Annotated in this window: 14 protein-coding genes; 5 read left to right on the top strand and 9 right to left on the bottom strand. The window is 61.2% G+C overall.

Translation table 11 applies throughout. From position 1 onward, the window contains the following. Positions 1-121: 121 nt before the first annotated feature. The gene (locus VWY60_RS14150; protein ID WP_416540777.1) at positions 122-628 is read right to left on the bottom strand and encodes a fascin domain-containing protein; all 507 of its coding nucleotides are present in this window, start codon (positions 626-628) and stop codon (positions 122-124) included. A gap of 168 nt (positions 629-796) precedes the next feature. Continuing rightward, positions 797-1,681: a mechanosensitive ion channel family protein gene (locus VWY60_RS14145; protein ID WP_416537122.1), complete on the bottom strand. Its 885-nt coding sequence runs from the start codon at positions 1,679-1,681 to the stop codon at positions 797-799. Between the two features lie 117 nt (positions 1,682-1,798). On the opposite strand from VWY60_RS14145, the gene VWY60_RS14140 reads away from it, so the two are divergent. Further along, positions 1,799-2,638, top strand: a complete 840-nt coding sequence (locus tag VWY60_RS14140) for a formate/nitrite transporter family protein (protein WP_340544127.1) — start codon at positions 1,799-1,801, stop codon at positions 2,636-2,638. 119 nt (positions 2,639-2,757) lie between these two features. Then, positions 2,758-2,919: a DUF1328 domain-containing protein gene (locus VWY60_RS14135; RefSeq protein ID WP_340544129.1), complete on the top strand. Its 162-nt coding sequence runs from the start codon at positions 2,758-2,760 to the stop codon at positions 2,917-2,919. Positions 2,920-2,998: 79 nt separating this feature from the next. Here VWY60_RS14135 and VWY60_RS14130 read toward each other — a convergent pair whose 3' ends face one another. After that, the gene (locus VWY60_RS14130; RefSeq protein ID WP_340544131.1) at positions 2,999-4,327 is read right to left on the bottom strand and encodes an NAD(P)/FAD-dependent oxidoreductase; all 1,329 of its coding nucleotides are present in this window, start codon (positions 4,325-4,327) and stop codon (positions 2,999-3,001) included. A 111-nt stretch (positions 4,328-4,438) separates the two neighbouring features. Between VWY60_RS14130 and VWY60_RS14125 the strand changes: the two genes are divergently transcribed. Further along, the gene (locus VWY60_RS14125; RefSeq protein WP_416540776.1) at positions 4,439-5,494 is read left to right on the top strand and encodes a YihY/virulence factor BrkB family protein; all 1,056 of its coding nucleotides are present in this window, start codon (positions 4,439-4,441) and stop codon (positions 5,492-5,494) included. Between the two features lie 55 nt (positions 5,495-5,549). On the opposite strand, the gene VWY60_RS14120 is transcribed toward VWY60_RS14125, so the two are convergent. After that, complete coding sequence (locus VWY60_RS14120; RefSeq protein WP_416540775.1) at positions 5,550-6,821, bottom strand: MFS transporter; 1,272 nt, start codon at positions 6,819-6,821, stop codon at positions 5,550-5,552. A 120-nt stretch (positions 6,822-6,941) separates the two neighbouring features. Then, the gene (locus VWY60_RS14115; protein ID WP_340544135.1) at positions 6,942-7,340 is read right to left on the bottom strand and encodes a helix-turn-helix domain-containing protein; all 399 of its coding nucleotides are present in this window, start codon (positions 7,338-7,340) and stop codon (positions 6,942-6,944) included. A gap of 79 nt (positions 7,341-7,419) precedes the next feature. Here VWY60_RS14115 and VWY60_RS14110 point away from each other — a divergent pair, with 79 nt between their 5' ends. Together VWY60_RS14110 and VWY60_RS14105 are read left to right on the top strand one after the other, a co-directional pair. Further along, positions 7,420-8,694: an MFS transporter gene (locus VWY60_RS14110; RefSeq protein WP_416540774.1), complete on the top strand. Its 1,275-nt coding sequence runs from the start codon at positions 7,420-7,422 to the stop codon at positions 8,692-8,694. Positions 8,695-9,118: 424 nt separating this feature from the next. Continuing rightward, positions 9,119-9,832 carry a trypsin-like serine peptidase gene (locus VWY60_RS14105; RefSeq protein ID WP_340544138.1) on the top strand — a complete coding sequence of 238 codons (714 nt, stop codon included), beginning with the start codon at positions 9,119-9,121 and terminating at the stop codon, positions 9,830-9,832. Positions 9,833-10,033: 201 nt separating this feature from the next. Here VWY60_RS14105 and VWY60_RS14100 read toward each other — a convergent pair whose 3' ends face one another. From VWY60_RS14100 to VWY60_RS14085, 4 genes are all read right to left on the bottom strand, one after another. Next, complete coding sequence (locus VWY60_RS14100; protein WP_340544139.1) at positions 10,034-11,203, bottom strand: HlyD family type I secretion periplasmic adaptor subunit; 1,170 nt, start codon at positions 11,201-11,203, stop codon at positions 10,034-10,036. Continuing rightward, positions 11,200-13,566 (bottom strand): ATP-binding cassette domain-containing protein, encoded by a 2,367-nt coding sequence (locus tag VWY60_RS14095; RefSeq protein ID WP_416537130.1) that lies wholly within the window; start codon positions 13,564-13,566, stop codon positions 11,200-11,202. Before VWY60_RS14095 ends, VWY60_RS14100 begins: the two co-directional genes overlap by 4 nt. Further along, the gene (locus VWY60_RS14090; protein WP_416540773.1) at positions 13,563-14,867 is read right to left on the bottom strand and encodes a TolC family protein; all 1,305 of its coding nucleotides are present in this window, start codon (positions 14,865-14,867) and stop codon (positions 13,563-13,565) included. Before VWY60_RS14090 ends, VWY60_RS14095 begins: the two co-directional genes overlap by 4 nt. A 100-nt stretch (positions 14,868-14,967) precedes the next feature. Further along, positions 14,968-18,660 carry an Ig-like domain-containing protein gene (locus tag VWY60_RS14085; RefSeq protein ID WP_416540772.1) on the bottom strand — a complete coding sequence of 1,231 codons (3,693 nt, stop codon included), beginning with the start codon at positions 18,658-18,660 and terminating at the stop codon, positions 14,968-14,970. Between the last annotated feature and the right edge of the window lie 162 nt (positions 18,661-18,822).

Raw genomic sequence — 18,822 nt, 5'->3', positions numbered from 1 at the left:
GTGGCGCGCGTTCAAGAGGCTGGGCGACCTGGCCGAAGATGTGATCGTCGACAGATGCTCTGGCAATAGAAACCAATTGTCGGCCACCCCTCCACGACGGGGAGGTGGCCGGCATACAGCGTCAGCCAGCGTTTGACACAAGCTCGAATGTGGCATTGTCGTTCAGCACCTGGATGCCCTGGGCGACGCCGACACCGTTGCTGCCGAACGTCGTTGCGCCCTCCGTGTTAAGCGACAGATAATAGCCAGCAAATGTCGAGCATTCGAAGGCGAAATAATTGGCGCCGACGACACGCAGTATCCAGCGCTCGAGCCCGCCGCAACCGAACTGGCAGTTGATCGGTTTGATCTCTCCCGGCGATGGGGTGCCGATGCGTACGTAGCAATTGTTCCATGCCGCTGAGAGCAGGCCGACTGTACCGTCTGCCTGCGGTGTCAGAATAAACTGCTCCCATGAACTTGCGCCGATTTGCGCGTTGACCGTTCCGGCGCCTTCGGGCGCGGGCGCGTCGACACCGCTGCCATCCATGCGAAGATAGGCGTCGTCATAGGCGGCGCATTTGAGAGCATAGGTCAGCTTCTGCGTCGCTGATGCGGTAGCGTTCTCTTCCAGTAAACCGAGATTCATAGCAGGTACTCCTCCGTTTCAGGGAGGTTTGAATAGCATGAAATACAATCAAAGGTTGAGTTAAATCGCCATCATCCCAGCGCGATGGTAGAGTGAATTGCGGCCTGGTGGCTAGGAGCGTTTGATGATCGCAAACAGCGATCCAGCGCTCGGCCACAGGGGTGTGGGTCACGCACTGGGTTTCTGCGCCGCGGCAATATCGACCGGGATCGGCGCGTTGACCGTCAGGGTTCGGTAGGGGAAGGGAATCTCGATACCCGCATCGTCCAGGGCGGATTTCACTGCACCGACAACCTGATCCCGGCTGGCGCGGATATCCACCGGTTCGGACCCGGTCCACCAGGTGATTTCGAAGTCGATGGAGGACGCGCCAAAGCTCTTGGCAAAGACCTGAATGTCGCGCACGTCATTGCGCACCAAATCGACGCCTCTGACCGCTTTTGAGATGACATCACGAGCGGTATCGACGTCTTCGCCATAGGCGACGCCGCAGATCAGCGTGGCGCGCCGCAGCTCGCGGTTGGTGCGCACGGTGACGGCGTTGTGGAACAGCTGCGCGTTGGGGACGACAACCAGCTGGCCGTCTGTCTGACGGATCCGGGTGTCGCGCACGGTGATCGCCTCGATCTTGCCCTCGGCACCCTCGCATTCGATGAAGTCGCCGATTTGAAAGGGTTCTCGCAGGAGGAGCAGAATACCAGCCAGGAAGTTTTCAAAGGTATCCTTGAAGGCAAAGCCAATCGCCACCGACCCAAGGCCAAGGGTGGTCAGCGCCTTGCCCGGCGTGATCGTGGGGAAAACAACGGTGACTGCGATCAGGCTGCCGATAAGCCATAGCAGGACGCTGGCGAGGAGCTGTAACACGTCGCAGAGATTGCGTCGCAGTTTCAGCTGGCTGCTGAGCCGCCGGATGATCGTTTTTGCCGCCCAGACCAGCGCAGCTGTCAGCACCAGAACGATGATGGCAACGGCCAGACGCGGTAGCGCATCGATGGCGCCTTCCAGCCACCTCGTCAATTGGTCCATCAGTGTGGCGCTGATCTCGGCAGTCATCGGCGTATCCCGTTACAGGTCTCTAGGGCTAACGCTCCGGCGTGAAAAAGGTTCCGCGCGGCGGAACCTACTGGGACGCTTGGGCGTTGAACTGGATATGGAAAACAGGAGTTGCAGATGATCGAGGCCAAGACGTCCGGCGAAGACCTCATCCAGGAAGAGTCCGAGAATGAGGCCGTCGAAGAGGCAACAGGCCTGTCTCCAAGGCTGATCTTTGAAACCATTCGTCGCAACGGTGAGGAAGAATTGGAGCGACCCGTGCGGGCGCTGTGGTGGTCTGGCATCGCTGCCGGGCTATTGATCAGCTTCTCGGTGTTGGGCAAGGCCGTTTTCAAGACCCATCTGCCAGATGCCAGCTGGTCCCCGCTTGTTGAGAACCTTGGATATTCACTAGGCTTTCTGATGGTCATCCTTGGCCGAATGCAGCTGTTCACCGAAAACACCATTACCACCGTGGTGCCGGTCATGTTGCGCGGGGACAAGGCCAGCCTGCTGCGCACCGCGCGGCTTTGGTCGGTGGTGCTGGCTGCGAATGTTGTCGGGGCCTTCCTGATTGCGTCGTTCTTTGCCCTGACCCCGGTGCTGGACCCGGCCCTGCGCGCCTCCATGGTGGAAATCAGCGAACACGCCACCGGAATGCCACCGTTTATCGGCATGATCAGCGGTATCCCGTCGGGGATCCTGATTGCCGCAATTGTCTGGATGCTGCCCTCTGCGCAGCATAGCGAAATCCCCCTGATCGTCATCTTCACCTGGCTGATTGCCGCCGGGGACTTCACCCATATCGTCGCGGGTTCGGTTGAGATGGCGTTTCTGATGGTGCAGGGCATGCTGCCTCTGGGGCAGGCTGTCTTTGGTTTTTTCCTGCCGGTCTTGGTGGGCAATATCATCGGCGGGACAGCGGTTTTCACCGTGTTGACCTACGCGCAGATCAAGCCTGAGATTGACGAGAAATAGGCGTCTGTTTCAGACCCGGTCCGCGCCAGTCAGGCGTAGGACCGGCCAAGTCTCGGAACCTTTTCCTGTCAAAAACGTTGTGTTTGCAGAACCATAACGGATAGAGACGAGGATGATCGATGATGAATTGGCCACTGGTTTTTTCTCTGATTGCAGCTGCTTCGGCAGTACTGGCATTTGGTGGTGTCGCGGCAGGGGCGGCATTTGCTGCCAACGTGGTATTCCTGATTTCAATGTTCTTGCTGGGGCTTTCGCTCATCGATCGGACGCTATGCGACTGACCGGACGACGCCTCCGATAAGAGCAGACAAAAAAAGACGCGACCCAGAGTGGATCGCGTCTTTTTTTGTCTGCGGTATCTTACGGGCCGACCGTCTCTTCTGCAAAACTGGGGTGAATGCCGACGACTGCGTCAAGATCGTCTGCGGTGGCTCCGCTTGCGATCAACGCGGCGAAGGGGGCGATCAGCTCCGGTGCTGCGTGATCGACCAGCGCCACGCCGCTCAGCAGGGGGCCGTTGAACGATCTGTCAAAGAACGAGTTGGCAGCCGTGCCGTCGTCCAGCACATCGCTGGACAGGCCAGACACCTGTTCACCGCCGGTGTTTGTCTGATCCATCCGGCCGACCTGCGCGACCGGCGGGATGGTATAGGCCGACTGCGGCACCAGATTGAGATCTATCTGTGCGGCGCCGTCGCCAAAGTGTTGGGTCGCAAAACAAGCGCCGTCTCGCGTTGCCACAGGGGTAAGCGGCAGACGGTCGGCAGCGTCGCCGACCGCGTAGATGCCGGGAATGGATGTTTGGAAATGCTCATCAATGGCCAGCGCGCCGGATTTCGCATGGACGATGCCCTGCACCCCTGGCCCAAGGGTGTCGGTGTTTGGTACTCTCCCAATGGCGGCTATCACCTGATCCGCATATTGGATGCTGCCATCGTCGAAGCTGACTTTGAACATTGTCCCGTTGAAGTCGATCTGCTTCGGCTTGCGGCCAAAGCCGATGGTGACGCCCTGTTTCTGAAGACCGGCCTGCACGCAGGCGATCGCCGGTGCGTGAAATTGATCAAGCAGTCTGTCGCCATCGGTCATCAGCTGCACCTCGCTGCCAAAAGCCGCGAAGATACTGGCGAACTCACATCCGATATAGCCGCCGCCGATAATCAGCAGCCGCCCCGGTAAATCACTCCACCCAAAGACATCATCACTTGTGGCGGCCAGATCACCGCCCGGAATATCCAACGCGCGCGGGCGCGCCCCGGTCGCAAGCAACAGTTTTCCGGGCTGGAAAACCTCACCACCGGCGTGAATCTGGCCCGCTTCGCCAATCTCGGCAGTGGCGCGCAGCAGGCGCACACCGGCCTGTTGCAATTGATCCTCGAAGTGGTGGTTGAGGTGGTCAATCTTGGCGTCGGAGCGACGGCGCAGCGCCGCGAAATCAAAGTCGGGCAAGGCCGTCAGGCCAACCTTGGCCATATCACGGTGGCTCTGGCGATGGGCCGCGGCCTTCCACATCAGCTTCTTCGGGGTGCAGCCGCGGTTGACGCAGGTTCCGCCCAGCTCAGCCTGTTCGATCATCACAACCGAGGCCCCCAGCCGCGCTGCCGCCTTGGCGGCCGCCAGCCCGCCGGAACCGCCTCCTATGACCACCAGATCGTGGGAAGCAGCCGGGTGATGGGTGAAGTGGCTCATGGTTGTCTCCAATTGGATTGCGTCAAAACCTCAACTCGCGGGCAAGGGCTAAGTTCCAAGAAACAAAACGCCATCTTGCTGCGTTGAGATGGCAACGCGGGAGACAGCCTCATGCCAAAACAGTCAGATCACAGCTCAACCTCCAAGTCGGGGACGACCACCACCACCGACCAGTCGAAAACAGCCCCCAACCTCGACCGCAGCGGTCCACCGAGTGACCCCGGACGGGACCGGAGCGGGCAGACACGGGATGGATCGCTTGCGCAACTGGCGTCGTTTGTGAAACTGCTCTGGCGGGCCTGGGGCCGGATGGGACAGGCCAACGGCGGGCTGCTCGCCGCCGGAGTCGCCTTTTACGGCCTCCTGTCGGTTTTTCCAGGTATTACGGCAGCGGTTGCTCTGTTTGGTCTGATTGCGGATCCAATCCTGATCACTGCACAGGCTGCTTGGCTGACCGGGCTGTTGCCACCGTCGGCTGCGGATCTGGTCAATCAGCAATTGGTGCAGGTAGCGGGCGCGCGCCCAGAGTCGCTGGGCTGGGCCGCCGCAATCTCCGCTGCTCTGGCGCTTTGGTCCGCATCGCGTGGCACCGACAGTATGATCCAGGGGCTGAACGTTATTTTTGGCACCCGGGAGGGGCGCAGTTTCATCGTTCTGAAGGCGATGACTGTCGGCATTACTTTCACGGCCATTATTGGCGGATGTGTCCTGCTGCTGGTCGTTGCAGCGATACCCGCCGCGGCTGCGCTCCTGGGCGAGTCAGCGTTGTTGTCGATGGTGACCCAACTCCTGCGCTGGCCCCTGATGTTCGCAGTCGGTATCGCTGGAATTTCGGCGCTCTATCGATTTGGACCGGACCGGTCCGGGGATGGCTGGCAGCTGTTCACGCCCGGCGCGATACTGAGTTGTACGCTTTGGGTCGTCGGCAGCATCGGCTTCAGCCTCTATGTGCAAGCTTTCGGCAGCTACAACGAAACCTTTGGTGCCCTCTCGGGGGTGATCGTTCTGCTGACCTGGATGTGGTTGTCTGCTTTTGTGATCCTGTTCGGGGCCGGGCTTGATGCCGAGCGCCGCGCGGTGGTGAAAACCGGCCATTCTGTACCGGGTGACGCGCCGCGTGAAGACAAGCTGACAGCGGATCACGTGCCAGCTCCCCACGCCGCCTAACCGAGCGATGGGATCGGGAGAGGCGACAGGGAGATGACGCGGGCCAGTTGGGGTGTTAGCCTTCGGCATCCTCCTGCACTTCGCTCAACCGTGAGCCAAGTGCCGCGCCCAGCCCGCTAAGCAGGGCGAGGAGCGCCAGAACCGGTGCTGCGCCAACAGCATCGGCCAGCAGCCCAAAGCCGCCACCCAGCAGCAACAGCACGCCAATCATCGTGTTGGAAAGTGCGGTATAGACCGATGTGTGACCATCCGTATCCATATCGGTCAGATGTGTTTTTCGACCGGCGCGCGCGCCTTGATAGGCGATCTGGGCGACAAAGACGAAGCAGGCCACCAAGGCACTGGCAACAACGCCCTCACCCGAGCCGAACGCCGCCGCCGCCGCCAGCGTCACAGCGCTCAGCGCACCCGACACCATCAGGGTTTGGCGGCTTGATCGGTCCGATAGCTTGCCCCAGATGTAGGAGGAGACAATCGCAGCAATGGAGGAGGCCAGCACCAGCAGCCCGAGATTGCCAAAGCCGCTTTCGGCGTCGCGTCCACCAAGCATTACCAGAAACGGCGGCGCCAAGGCGGTTGAGATCAGCAGCGCCCGGGTGCCGATGTAACGCTGCAACTCGCTGTCCTGCCGCAACGGGCGCAACAGCTCCTGCGGGCTGAATCCTTCTTCGGACTGAGGCTCGGCTTCTGGCTCGTTCAAACGTGCAAAGACGGCAGCGGCACCGAGCCAAAGCAGGCCTGATACGGCAACAACCAGCGAGATGGCCATCGGGCTGCGGGGCAACAGCCCGGTGCTGAGCAAAATCGCAAACAGAAACACACCGCTGGCGGCGACGGTTCCCGCCGTTCCCGAGACGGACCCCCGTTTGCCCTTGTCCACGGTTCGGGCGAGGATGTCCTTGTAGCTGGCGCTACACGCCGACCGCGCTAGGGCCAGCATGGCAAGGCAGCCCAGAATGACCCAGCCTGCCATGACACCTGGTAGCAGCATGGCAGCGGCGGCAATGCCAAGCGCAGCGAGACCTTGAAGCGCCGATCCGGCAGCCCAATAGTATTTGCGATATCGGCTTTGTTCGATCCGCTGGGCAAGGACCAGCTGCGGCAGGAGCGATCCTGATTCCCGCACCGGGACCAGCACCCCAATCAGATAGCCCGGCGCACCGATTGCGTTCATCAGCCAGGCCAGCACCAGTTTGGGATCAATCAAACCATCGGCCAGCTTCGTCGCAGTGAGGGCGGTGACATGGGTCGCAACCCGGCGGGCGGCTTTGGGATCGGAAGCCTCAGACCCGGCCGTCAGCTTATACGTCAATTTTGCAAAACCCATTTCAGTCTCCGCCTCGCGCTGTTCCGATATCCTCTGCGATATGTGGCAACGGGCGCAGAAGTCTACGATCACATGCAATTGCCGCCAGAAAGCGTCGCCGAAGGAGGAGGTGGCCCGGTTTCAGCCACGGGTCCGTCGCGCGACCTTCAGGAGCCGTTGAAAGGTTGGGCATTCCATATGCGATGGCGCAGGGCAGTCGGCCACATGGCGGATCGCGTCACGAAGCGTCGACAGGTTGCGGATCTGTTGATCCAGCTTGTCCGCCCTTTGGTGCAGCTCATCGCGTGGCAGGTCCGGCCGCCCATCCGAGCCAAACATCCCCGAAATTTCCGCCAGCGAGAAATCGGCTGCCTTGCCAAGCGCGATGACCGATAGCTGCAACAAGGTCTCAGGCCCGAATTGCCGCCGCAATCCCTTGCGCGCGAGCGAGGTGATAAGGCCGAGCTCTTCGTAATACCGCAATGTGGCGGGGGTGACGCCACATCGGGCGGCTACTTCTCCGATGTCGTACAGGCGCATCGCTCTTTCCTCTTGACCTAAAGTGGGCTTGAGGTTGCAGGCTGCGCCAGAATGCTCACACCCACAAGAGGAGACTGGCATGTCTGTACCGGCAGCCCCGATTTCTGATGCAGTCTGGAAGGATCCGCGCGCGCTGGCCCTGCTATTCGCCGCAACCCTGACCATTATGGCGAACGCCACCATCAGCCCGGCCCTTCCCGGGCTTGAGGCCGAGTTCGCCGATACACCGAATGCGGCCTTGCTGACGCGGTTCCTGGTCTCTGCACCGTCGCTGTCGGTTCTGATCTGCGCGCCGCTCGCCGGGTGGATGGCGGATAGATACGGGCGGCGCTGGATACTGCTGCTGGGTATTGCGTTGTTTGCCGTCAGCGGCGCCGCAGGGGCGGTGCTGCCGAACCTGACGGCGATCATGATCAGCAGGTTGCTCTTGGGCGTGGCGGTGGCGATGATCATGACTGCCCAGACAGCGCTGATCGGCGATTATTTCACCGGCGACGCGCGGCGTTCTATGATGGGTTTGCAGACATCGGCACGCAACTTCGGGGGGCTGATCTTCATCACCTCAGCTGGGGCGCTGGCGGTGATCTCAGCCCGGCTTCCCTTTGCGATTTACGCGGTTGCGATCCTTCTTTTGCCGCTGGTCTGGCGTTACCTGGCAGAGCCGGACCCGGCCCAGCGGAGCGAAACCGCAACCGGATCAACCGAGGGCGCAGCCCGTTCGGCTTGGCCTGTGCTGCTTGTCGGGTTGGCATCGTTGCAGATGATAACCAGTCTGGTTTTCTTCATGATGCCGACACAGCTGCCATTTTTTCTGGCGACGCAGGCTGGCGATCATTCCGCAAAAACTGGGCTTCTGTTGGGGGTGCTGACACTATCTGGCGGGATGACAGGGTTTCTTTACCTGCGCATCAATCGCTGGCTCGGTGCGGCGGGCGCCTACGCATTGGGATATGCCTTGATGAGCAGCGGGTTTCTGATGCTGACGGGGGGCGGCACCCTGTGGCAAAGCCTGGCGATGGTCGCCATCGGTTCCGGATTGGCCACGGTGATGCCGAATTTCGTTGCGCTGGCCTTGGCGCTGTCACCCGCCTCGCGGCGCGGCGTTGTGGCGGGCGCGTTGATGGCATCGGTGTTTCTGGGACAGATCCTGTCGCCTGCCGTCAGCATACCCGGCATTGCGACCCTGGGGTTTCTGGAGATGTTTCGTGCGGCGGCTGTGCTGCTGATCTGCCTGGCCATTGGCGCTGCTATGTGGGCCCTGATTCCCCGGCTCTATGCGATTCTTCTTGAGCCGATCAGGGGCTGCGCCGCTCCAGATAGGTCGAATTGGCAGCATCACACCACCGCGCGTTAAGATATTGCAGATAAGTCCTAAGGGAAGGTTAAGGCAGAGTTTTGGTTATTTGAAAGTTAAAACGGCTCTTCCTGTGCTCTGTCGACCGACCCGCCGCGCGGCGCCTGCGGCAATGTGGCAACCCTGCCGCACGGTGGCCGTAATGCCATCGTCAGCTGCCAACGGCAGGCTGCAGCCTGATTTGCCACCGTGAGAATTTACTAAGCGATCACAAAGGTTTGCTAAAAAGTTAATAAAACACCCGAGAAATTGTGTGCGCTCTGCGGTTTTTTTGCGATGATGGGCCATCAAAACCCTGGGGGGGGTCCTGATTTGTGTAGAGAGACTTATTTTGCGCATGGTTTCGGCCATGTCGGGCAGTTTTGCGTCTCATTCCAGCCGCACGCTTGAACCAAGGTGTGAGCGTGGGAATTTGGAGTGGGCGATGAAACGCATTTTTGCTGCTTTTGCGGCATGCCTCCTGTTTGGCATGCCTGATAGCTCTGCTGCGGAAGATCCGCAGTCGAGCATCACCTCCGTTATTGGATGGGAAGCCGTGGGTCGGCTGAACATTTCAGGACGGAATATGTGTACCGGGGCCTTGGTGGCACCCGATCTGGTCGTGACGGCGGCGCATTGCGTCTACAACCCCGACACCGGCCGCCAGGTTGATCCGACCAGCATCCGGTTCGAAGCGGGGCTGAACGGGCGACATGCCAAGGCGGCGCGGTCTGTCACCAAGGCGGTTGTCCACCCGAGCTACGAGTATCAGCCACTCGGCGATTCGCAATTGGGCAGCGATATTGCGATCCTGCGTCTGGATCGGCCAATCAGCCGCAACATGATCCAGCCCTTTGAACTGGCCAATCGTCCGGCGCGCGGGGCGTCGGTTGAAGTGCTGTCTTATTCGATGGCGCAGCAGAACCGTCCAAATCTGGAACAGAACTGCCACGTTCTGGCGCGACAGGCGCAGGTCGTGGTGATGACGTGCCGGGTTGATTTCGGTGCGTCAGGCGCGCCTGTCTTTGACGTCGTTCCGGGCCGGATGCCGCGACTGGTCTCGGTTATCTCGGCCAAAGCGGCGATGGGCAATCGTCGGGTCTCAATCGGAACTTCGTTTGATCAGACCGTTCTGGCGATGATGCGGTCCGCCAGCTGATGGTACGATACGGGGACAAACCGGCATTCAGACCGGTCGAGCAGACCCCGTTCATCCATCTTGCGAAGGATCTTTAGGCAGCACCGATCCGAGGAAACCAGCTGACGGCCGCGGATACACGTCGGTTTTCTCCAAGCGATCAACCCCTTAGACAGCCCCCCCTGCATCCAATTGGATCGCGGGGTTTCTGGATGTGTTGCCTTAGGGTTCGCGCAGGGCCTCGCGGGATTTATACAGCGGTTTCAGCATGTAGTTCAGGATCGTTTTGCTGCCGGTCTGCAATTCAGCGGTGGCGCGCATCCCGGGGCGGATCTCGATGGCCTGCTGGCGTTCGGTAAATTCGGAACGATCAACCTTCACCGTCACCCGGTAGTACGGCTCTGCACGGGGATTGCGCTCGTCTTCGAAGGTATCGGGCGAGACAAAATCCACCTTGCCGCGCAGCGATCCGTAGATGGTGTAATCATAAGCTGAAAGCTTGATCGTGGCATCCTGGCCGGGTTGGACGCTGGCGATGTTTTCGGGCTTCACCCGTGCCTCTACAAACATTTCCTCGCCGAGCGGGATGATCTCGACGATTTCCTCACCGGGGCGGATCACGCCGCCGATGGTGGTGACCGCAAGGCTGTTGACGATCCCGGCCATGGGCGAGGTGATCACGGTTCGGTCAAGCTGATCCTGCGCCAGCCGCAGCTCCTGCCGGTATGAGGTCAGCTCGCGAAGGGTTTTGGAGTAATCCTCCGCCAGCTCCAGCTCTGACTGGGTGCCAATTTCATTGTATTTGGCCTGGGCGTCGCTCACGGCCTTTTGCGCGCGGTTGACCTCAATCAACGCCACGATCTCTTTCTTGTAGAGACGCTGCATATTGGCCAGTTCGTCCTTCAGCTGGTCGAGGATCTCGCGGGCGCTGGCGCGGCGACTGGTGAAATCGGTCTGCCGGGCATTCAGCAGCGCACGCTCCGAGGTGTAGATGCCTGGGGAGCGTTCGGCCAGATCGTCGGGAACATTGAAATCAAACGCACCCTCCAGTTCGGCCTCAAGCCTGTATTGTTTGATTTCCAGCGCGTCGATCCGGTCCTGCAGATCATCAGCGGCGGCGCGGAACTTGGTATCCTGCAGACGGGCGAGGATCTGCCCGGCCTTCACCGTGTCGCCCTGATGCACATGGAGTTCGGCAAGAATGCCGCCTTCAAGGTTCTGCACGATCTGAGAGCGCGAGGAGGACACAACCTCGCCGTCGGCACGAACGATTTCGTCGACCCAAGCAAAGCTGGCCCAGATCAGAAACACCACCAGAGCGCCCGCCGCCAGATAGATGATGCGGCTTGCCCCGCGCGAGGTTTCGCGAAGATCGTAGCCGGTCGAGGTCATTTGCCCTCACCTGCGGCAAGATGTGCCAGAACCTGATCACGCGGTCCGTCGACCACCATGCGCCCGGATTGCAGGATCAGCGTCCGGTTGGTCAGCGACAGGATCGGCATCCGATGTGTCGCAATCACGGTCGTGCGACCCTCCAGCCAGGTTTCCAGACGGCTGACCAATGTGCGTTCCAGCGTTTGGTCCAGTGCGGCAGTGGGTTCATCCAGAAGCACAATTGACGGGTTCTGCAACCACAGGCGCGCCCAGCCGATCGACTGGCGCTGCCCGATGGACAGCCCGCCGCCACCGTCGAAGATTTCCAGATCGAGGCCCTTGTGGTGATTGCGCACATGGGCGCCGAGACCTGCAAAATCCAGCGCCGTCATCAGCCGGTCGTCGTCGCGTTCCAGCTGGTTGAGGTTCAGGTTCTCGCGCAGCGTCCCGGCAAACAGCCGCACATCCTGGCTGAGATAGCCGATATGGCGGCGCAGGTCGCGCGGGTCGATCTGGGTCATGTCGGTGCCGTCAATCATCACCCGGCCACGGTCCGGCGCATAAAGTCCCGACATCAGTTTCAGCAGCGTCGATTTGCCGGAGCCGTTGACGCCAAGAACCGCAACCCGCTGGCCGGGGGTAACGGCAACGCCCGGCACGTCCAGCGTCGGGGCGCCGTCTTCGTCATAGCGAAACATCACTTCGCGCAGTTCGAACCGGCCTTGCAGGCTGTCGCGGCGCAGATAAGAGCGTTCGTCTTCTTTTTCCTGAGCGGAGTTGGCGATGGCGTCCAGTCCTTCCAGCGCACCTTTGACGTTGCTCCAGCGGGCCAGCGTGGCAGCAAACTGGGTCAGAGGTGCCAGCGTGCGGCTGGTCAGAATACCGGTTGCGATGATGGTACCGACGGTGAACTCACCGGCGAAAACCATCAGAGTGCCCACCACGACAGAGCCGATATAGGTGGCCTGCTGGACCCCCTGCGACCAATGGGTTAGCGCGCTGGCAAGGCGGCGCTGCTCGGTCGCGGCATGAGTGGAGAGCGTGTTCAGCTCATCCCAGAGCCGCAGAACCCGGTCTTCGCCGCGCTGGCTCTTCAGCGTGTCCAGCTCGTTCACGACCTCATGCAGCAGGCGTCCGGCTTTGGCATTTGCGCCCTGTGTCTGACGTGTCAGCGCGATCATGCGCTTCTGCATGAAATAGGCGGGCAGCAGCATCAGGATGCCACCTGCAATGATAATCCAGACGATCGGGCCCGCAATCGATGCCACCAGCAGCAGGAACACGGCGATGAACGGAATGTCGGCCAGTGTTGAAATCGTGGTGGAGGTAAAGAACTCGCGCACCGATCCGAAATCGCGCATCGCGGCAAACAGACCTGAGGGGGGCAGTGGTTTCTTGTCAGAGCGCATCCCGATCAACCGTCGCATCAGGTTGTTCTGTACCGACAGCTCGATCTGGCGTCCGGCGGCATCTGTCAGCCGGGCACGGGCCAGCTTCAGCAGTGCTTCCAGCATGATCGCAAGGAAGGCGCCGATTGCCAGCACCCAGAGCGTCGCATGGGACTGGTGAGGAACCACGCGGTCATAGACCTGCAGCGAGAACAGCGCGACTGAGACGGCCAGAATATTGGCAACCAGCGAGCCGAGCATGATCTCGCCGACCTGACGGCGGTATTTGGGGAACTCACCCCAGAACCAGTGATCACTTTCCAGCTGCGGTGTATGGCGGGCGGCGATCTGTTTCAGGGAATTGCGTGCGCCCAGCGTTGTGCCGGTGAAATAGGGGCCGAACTCGGCCACTGGCACATCCGCGCGATTATCTGTGCAAGTGGTGTCATAGACGCTCAGCATATCCCGGCTTTGCGACAGGACCAGAACGCATTGACCATTGTTCATCATCGCCAGCGCGGGCCAGCTTTCGGGGATGAGCGGCACCTGATGATTGATCTGCGCCTGCATCCCCGTGGTCTGAAGCGCACGGGCAAGCGAGTCGACGGAGACATCGCCCGGATCATTGCGCCACATATGTTCGGCAAGGTCGCTGAGTGCGACATTCGTGCCTTTAAGGGCTGCAAAGGTCGCGATGAGCGCGGCGCGATGCTGAATACGCGCTGTTGCGTCCTCGATCAGCGCGCTGACCTCGCCCACGTTGCCATCCTCCAGCAGGCCGGTCAGATCGACATCGGGCATCGGTGGGGTCGCGGGACCGGGGGCCGGCGCAGGGGCGGCCGCGGCCGGCGCCAGATGTGGCGTCGACTGGGTATCAATGGCGCGCAGCACCGGTTTGCCACCACTGGCACGTCCTGCCGTCCCGGTGTCGCGCGGGGCAGGGGGGACGGTCCGCAGCACGGTGTCATCTGTCGGGCGGTTGGAATTGCTCAAATCCGGTCCCCATCGGCCAATAGTCCCATATCGCTTGCCAGCGCCAGCTGGATCAGAACGACTTCGTATTTTGCGTCGATATGGGCGTGTTCGCGGCGTACCACCTCTTCGTAGATGGATACCACATCCATGACCGAGCGTTGCCCGGCCTTAAACTGTGCCTGAAACAGGCGATAAGTCTCGCGGCTGGTCTGCGCCAGGGATGCCGCTTCGGCCTCTTGCCTACGATAAGAGGCGAGGCCTTGCATCTGGCGACTGAAATCGCGGCGTGCATCTTCCTCGGCCTCGGATACCTGCCGTTTGGCAATTTCCTTGGAGGCTTCGATCGCTTTCAGCGCCGCAGGCGTGCCAAGGCCAAAGGGCTGCGCCAGATCAAGGGTCAGTCCGGCGCCCGAACCATCGCTGGTGACATTGCCCGCGGCTGAGACCTGCGGCAGCAGCCCTGCGCGCTCCATCTTGGCCTGTTCGACACTGCGGGTGGCCTCGGCTTCGGCTTTGAGAACGGTGAGATAGGCACCGGCCTCCGGCGGGGTCGCCAGTTGCAGGTGGCTTGGCGTCCCGTCAAAGCTCTGACCGGTCATCGCCCTAAGTTCGGCTGTTGAGGTGGCGGTGGCGTCCTTGGCCGTGGCCACTGCTGAGCGGATGCCGTTGATCTTGCTCTGCACTACGTTGAGGTCGGACCGGTCCGACACGCCGCCATCAACGCGCCCCTTCACGATACGTTCAAATTCATACATCCGCGACAGGGCGCGGGTGCCGATCGCAGCTTTCTCAGCACCGCGCAGGCCCGCGACATAGAGGCCCAAGGCCGTCTCTACACGGCTGTTCATGTCAATCGAGAGGTTGACCGCTGCGACTTCGACATCGGCGGCGGCAAAGGCGCGCTCGGCCTTGCGGCGTCCATTGTCGAACAACACCTGTTCAATCAGGATACCCGCCACCAGATCCCCGAGATCGGTGAGGCTGACAGAGGGGCCAAGCGTCGGCAGCCAGTTCTTGGATTTGGCCTCCGCACGCAGTTTGGCGCTGGTCAGCTCGGCCTCGGCAGCGCGGGCAGAGGCGGAAATCGCGGATTGCGCAACAACGTCATAGACACTGCCGTCTTCAAGCAGGGACTGACGCTGCATCAGGGTTGAGATCACCACCGAGGGGTTTTTGGCATCCGGCTGGGCAAAGCTGCTGGCGCGCCGATTGACATCGGTTTCGGCGCCTTCGCCGGTTTTGGCAAAGGGCAGGGACTGCATGCAGGCCGACAGGCAGCACAACAGTGCCACCGCGCCAATGGGTCGTCCCAATTGCATTCTGCCCCCTCGCATCGCCTGTGCCCTTACCCTTGTTGCCGGGTAGTTTTGCCGGGGGCCGTTGGTTTGCGCCAAACGGCCCCCGGGTGATCGCTGTGGATCAGAAGACCACCTGAACGTCCTGATCGACGATCAGCGTCGTGCCATCGTTGCCAATGGTATAGACATTGTAGAGCTCACCATCGACCACACGGGTCCCCGCGCTCGCGGCGTTGCCGCCGGTGAGGGTGATCTGGTCGTTGTCATTGTCGCTGCCGTGGATCGTCAGGGTGTCGGAATTGTTCGACAGTGCCTTGATGTCAGCTTCATTGAGTGTGAGGTGCACGTCGTTGGCAAATTGCAAGTCCAGATGGTCGATGTTGAACTGGCCCAGCCCGGCGTGATTGATGGTGCCGCTGTTCGTTGCGTTGTCATCAAAGATCACCAAGGTGCTGGAGGTATTGCCAACATCATCGCTGCGCGACAGGACCAGATGTGTTCCATCCGGGATCGGCGTGCCGAAGGCAAACTCGGTGCCATCCTGCGGGTCGACCGTCTTGGTCGCCGCGGGAGAGCCAACAGTGCCTGCCGGGTTCAGCGTATTGACCGCGTAATTGTCGGTCGCGTCCTTGGTTTCCAGCTCAAGAATGCCCTGGCCAGTGATTTTCAGCGCGTAGATGGACGCCGGATCAACCAATGTGTCGATGTCGAACTGCTCGGTGATGCTGCGTTCGTTACCGGCAGCGTCGGTCGCGGTAATGGAGGCTGTCACGGTGCGGTCACCGTCCGGCAATGTTGCGTCGTCGAGCGTCGCCGTCCAGTTGCCGAGGGCGTCGACTGTGGCAGTCTGCTCTTTGCCTTCAACGTTGATCACCACCGTCGATCCTGCTTCGACAGTTCCGCTGAAGGTGACACCCGCCTGCTGCTCTGCCTTGTTCACGATGTCGTCCGAGGTCTGGTTCGGTTGCACCGTCAACGGCGTCACCAGCGTATCGAGCGCAACGCTATCTGAAACGCTCGCGGTATTGCCCGCGTCATCGATGATGGAGGCGGTGATCGGCAGGTTGCGGGTGCCGGTCGGGATCTGGGCCGCCGGGAAGGTGGTCGCCCAGTCGCCGTTTGCATCGGCGACGACCTGACGGCTTGCGGTGCCAAGGCCAACGGTCACGGTCAGGCCCGGCGTCGCGGTGCCGCTGATTTCGACACCGTCGGCGCGTTCGACAGCGTTGATCACGTCGTCGATCTCGATCGGGTCGGGAGATAGCGTCACAGTGCCCGCAACGGTGTCTACCCGCAGGGCAGAGGAGGCCGAAGCGGTGTTACCCGCCGCGTCCGTTGCCGACACTGTGACCGAGGTATTGTATTCGCCAGCAGCCAGCGCGCCGGGCTCGAACAGCGCACTCCAGTTGCCATTTGAAGCCACGGTTGCGCTGCGGGTCACGCCTGCAACGGTCACCGAAACCACGGAGCCGGGCTCGGCGTTGCCTGTGAGCGTGACACCGGCCTGCGCCTCTGCTGCGTTGACGATATTGTCGCCGCCTGCCTGGTTGGCATCAATGCTGACAGCGGTCGAGGTATCGACACGCAGGGTGCCGGAGGTGCTCTCGCTATTGCCGGCCGCATCGGTCGCGGTGACGCTGATCGGGGCGTCATACTCGCCGGGGGTGATTTCGTTGGTTGCGTAGGGCGCGCTCCAGCGGCCCTGTGCGTCGGCGGTGACGGTCCGGGTGATGCCCTGGAAGGTCACCGCGACAGAGGCGCCAGGCTCGGCGCTGCCGGTCAGGGTCAGACCACCTGCGGCTTCGGCACCGTTCAGCACATCGTCGCCACCGGCCTGCCCGCTATCAAGCCCAACGCTGGTGGTGGTATCCACACGGATCTGGCTGCTGGTGGAGGCGGTATTGCCGTAGGCATCGGTCGCTGTTGCGGTCACCGTTGTGTCATAGGTGCCATCGGCGATATCCGACCCGGCGAAGCTGGCCGTCCATTGCCCCTGGGCGTTGGCTGTCACAGTGCGGGTGGCTGTCCCCAGCTGGACCACAACGCTGGCGCCCGCTTCGGCGGTGCCGGTCAGGTCCAGACCGTTGTTGGCCTCTGCCGCATTGATCATATTGTCGCCCGCCAGCGGATTGCTGAGGGTGATATCGGTTTCGGTATCCACACGGACGGTGCCGGTGGTGGAGGCACTGTTGCCCAGTGCATCTGTTGCTGTCACCGAAACATTGGCGTCATATTCACCGGTCGGGATCTCGCTGCTGGTGAAATCGGCGCTCCAGTTGCCCTGCGCATCCGCAGTGACCGTGCGTGTCGTTCCCTCGAGCGTCACCGCGACACTGGCGCCTGGCTCGGCCTTGCCGGTCAGGGTTACGCCGCTGGCGACTTCCGGCGCGGAAATCACATTGTCGCCGGCCTGAACCGCGTCGAGCGACGCCATGGTTTCAGTATCGACCGGGATCTTGGTGGAGGTGGAGCTGGTATTGCCGCTGGTGTCTGTTGCCACGGCAGAGACGCTTGCGTCATAGGTGCCGGTTGCGATTTCAGAGCTGAGATAGCTGGCCGACCAGTTGCCCTGTGCATCTGCGGTTACGGTACGGCTGACCCCCTGGAAGGTCACCACAACACTCGACCCCGCCTCGGCTGTACCGGTGAGGGTAATGCCCGCTGCCTGTTCCGCGCCGCTGATCATGTGATCAGTGCCCACTTGGGTGTTAATCGTGACCCGGGTTTCGGTGTCGACGTCGACCGTGTGAGTCGTGGTGCTTGTGTTGCCAAAGGAATCGGCGCTGGTGACTTCGATGGTGGAGCTGTAGATGCCCGTCGCCACTTCGTTCACGCTGTAGTTCACCGACCATGTTCCATCATCGGCCACGGTGGTTGTGCGGGTCACACCCTGGAACACAACACTGACGCTGGCCCCTGCTTCGCCGGTGCCGTTGATCACAACACCGTCGGCCACTTCGATATAGTTGATGTGATCGTCGCCTTCGACAGTGTTGACGTCGATTGGCGGCGGGGTGGTGTCGATGATGACCGAGGGACCATCCAGATTGAATTCGGTCCCGGCCGGATCTTTTACATAGACTGTGGTCTCGTAGGAGCCATCCGGCGGCAGGTTGGTCACCGGGAAGTTGGCAACCCAGGTGCCATCATCCTTGACCGTGACGGTTTCGGTAATTGTGCCGAGCGTGACTTCCACGGTGGAGCCGGGGGCGCCAGTGCCGCTGACGATCACATCTTCGGTGGTCGAGCCTGCAACCGGATAGGTCGCATCGGGATTGTCGACGGTTGGCGTGACGGCCCCGCCGCCTCCGCCACCACCACCGCCGCCTGCACCAACAATGGCCGCCGCGCCAACGACGCCAGCTGCGGCGCCTGCGGTGCCGAGGCCGCCGATCAGCGGGGCCACAAGGGGAGCGACAACCGGTTCGATGCGGTCCACGTCAAGGAACACCATGTCATCGTAGGCGCTCCACTTGCCGCTCATGTCGAGAGGTTCGTAGCTGGCATAGAGCATGCCATCGGTGCGGTCCTCCAGAACCACTTCGATGAAGTTGCCTTCTTCGCTGAGGAACAGGTTCTTGCCACCTGTCGCATCGGTGTTGAAGAAATCATCCAGCACCACCACCTGACCGTCGATCAGCGTAATATGCAGGTCTTGGCCGCGCCGCGCGTAGCTTTCGACATCGGAGGGTCCGAGGTTCAGCGAAATGTCTTTCGCGGTTGCTGTCGCAATTGTCGCCTGGGGGGTGTCAGCAGATGTACCATGCTGCTTGGTGCCCGCCATGTCGCGGACGATGTATCCAACCGTACTCATTTTTATATACCGCTCGTCAAAAGACCAAAGCGCCGAAACCGTGACGCCCAGGTAGCCTGCATTGTTTTGCCCATCAGCCGTCTCCGCGGCCATATTGCCGCCATATTGCTGCCTTCCCAGCGGCCTTGTCTAGGTTTTGATGAGCGGATTTTTACCGAAAAG

The sequence above is a fragment of the Phaeobacter sp. JH20_26 genome, assembly GCF_048056275.1.
Taxonomy (GTDB): domain Bacteria; phylum Pseudomonadota; class Alphaproteobacteria; order Rhodobacterales; family Rhodobacteraceae; genus Phaeobacter; species Phaeobacter bryozoorum.
The sequence above is the reverse complement of the archived record's forward strand: the minus strand, read 5'-3'. Positions and strand labels throughout refer to the sequence as shown.

What these genes read in the sequence shown, in the direction of transcription:
- VWY60_RS14150 (WP_416540777.1), bottom strand. Translation starts at nt 628, where the DNA reads ATGAATCTCGGTTTACTGGAAGAGAACGCTACCGCATCAGCGACGCAG.
- VWY60_RS14145 (WP_416537122.1), bottom strand. Translation starts at nt 1,681, where the DNA reads ATGACTGCCGAGATCAGCGCCACACTGATGGACCAATTGACGAGGTGG.
- VWY60_RS14140 (WP_340544127.1), top strand. Translation starts at nt 1,799, where the DNA reads ATGATCGAGGCCAAGACGTCCGGCGAAGACCTCATCCAGGAAGAGTCC.
- VWY60_RS14135 (WP_340544129.1), top strand. Translation starts at nt 2,758, where the DNA reads ATGATGAATTGGCCACTGGTTTTTTCTCTGATTGCAGCTGCTTCGGCA.
- VWY60_RS14130 (WP_340544131.1), bottom strand. Translation starts at nt 4,327, where the DNA reads ATGAGCCACTTCACCCATCACCCGGCTGCTTCCCACGATCTGGTGGTC.
- VWY60_RS14125 (WP_416540776.1), top strand. Translation starts at nt 4,439, where the DNA reads ATGCCAAAACAGTCAGATCACAGCTCAACCTCCAAGTCGGGGACGACC.
- VWY60_RS14120 (WP_416540775.1), bottom strand. Translation starts at nt 6,821, where the DNA reads ATGGGTTTTGCAAAATTGACGTATAAGCTGACGGCCGGGTCTGAGGCT.
- VWY60_RS14115 (WP_340544135.1), bottom strand. Translation starts at nt 7,340, where the DNA reads ATGCGCCTGTACGACATCGGAGAAGTAGCCGCCCGATGTGGCGTCACC.
- VWY60_RS14110 (WP_416540774.1), top strand. Translation starts at nt 7,420, where the DNA reads ATGTCTGTACCGGCAGCCCCGATTTCTGATGCAGTCTGGAAGGATCCG.
- VWY60_RS14105 (WP_340544138.1), top strand. Translation starts at nt 9,119, where the DNA reads ATGAAACGCATTTTTGCTGCTTTTGCGGCATGCCTCCTGTTTGGCATG.
- VWY60_RS14100 (WP_340544139.1), bottom strand. Translation starts at nt 11,203, where the DNA reads ATGACCTCGACCGGCTACGATCTTCGCGAAACCTCGCGCGGGGCAAGC.
- VWY60_RS14090 (WP_416540773.1), bottom strand. Translation starts at nt 14,867, where the DNA reads ATGCAATTGGGACGACCCATTGGCGCGGTGGCACTGTTGTGCTGCCTG.
- VWY60_RS14085 (WP_416540772.1), bottom strand. Translation starts at nt 18,660, where the DNA reads ATGAGTACGGTTGGATACATCGTCCGCGACATGGCGGGCACCAAGCAG.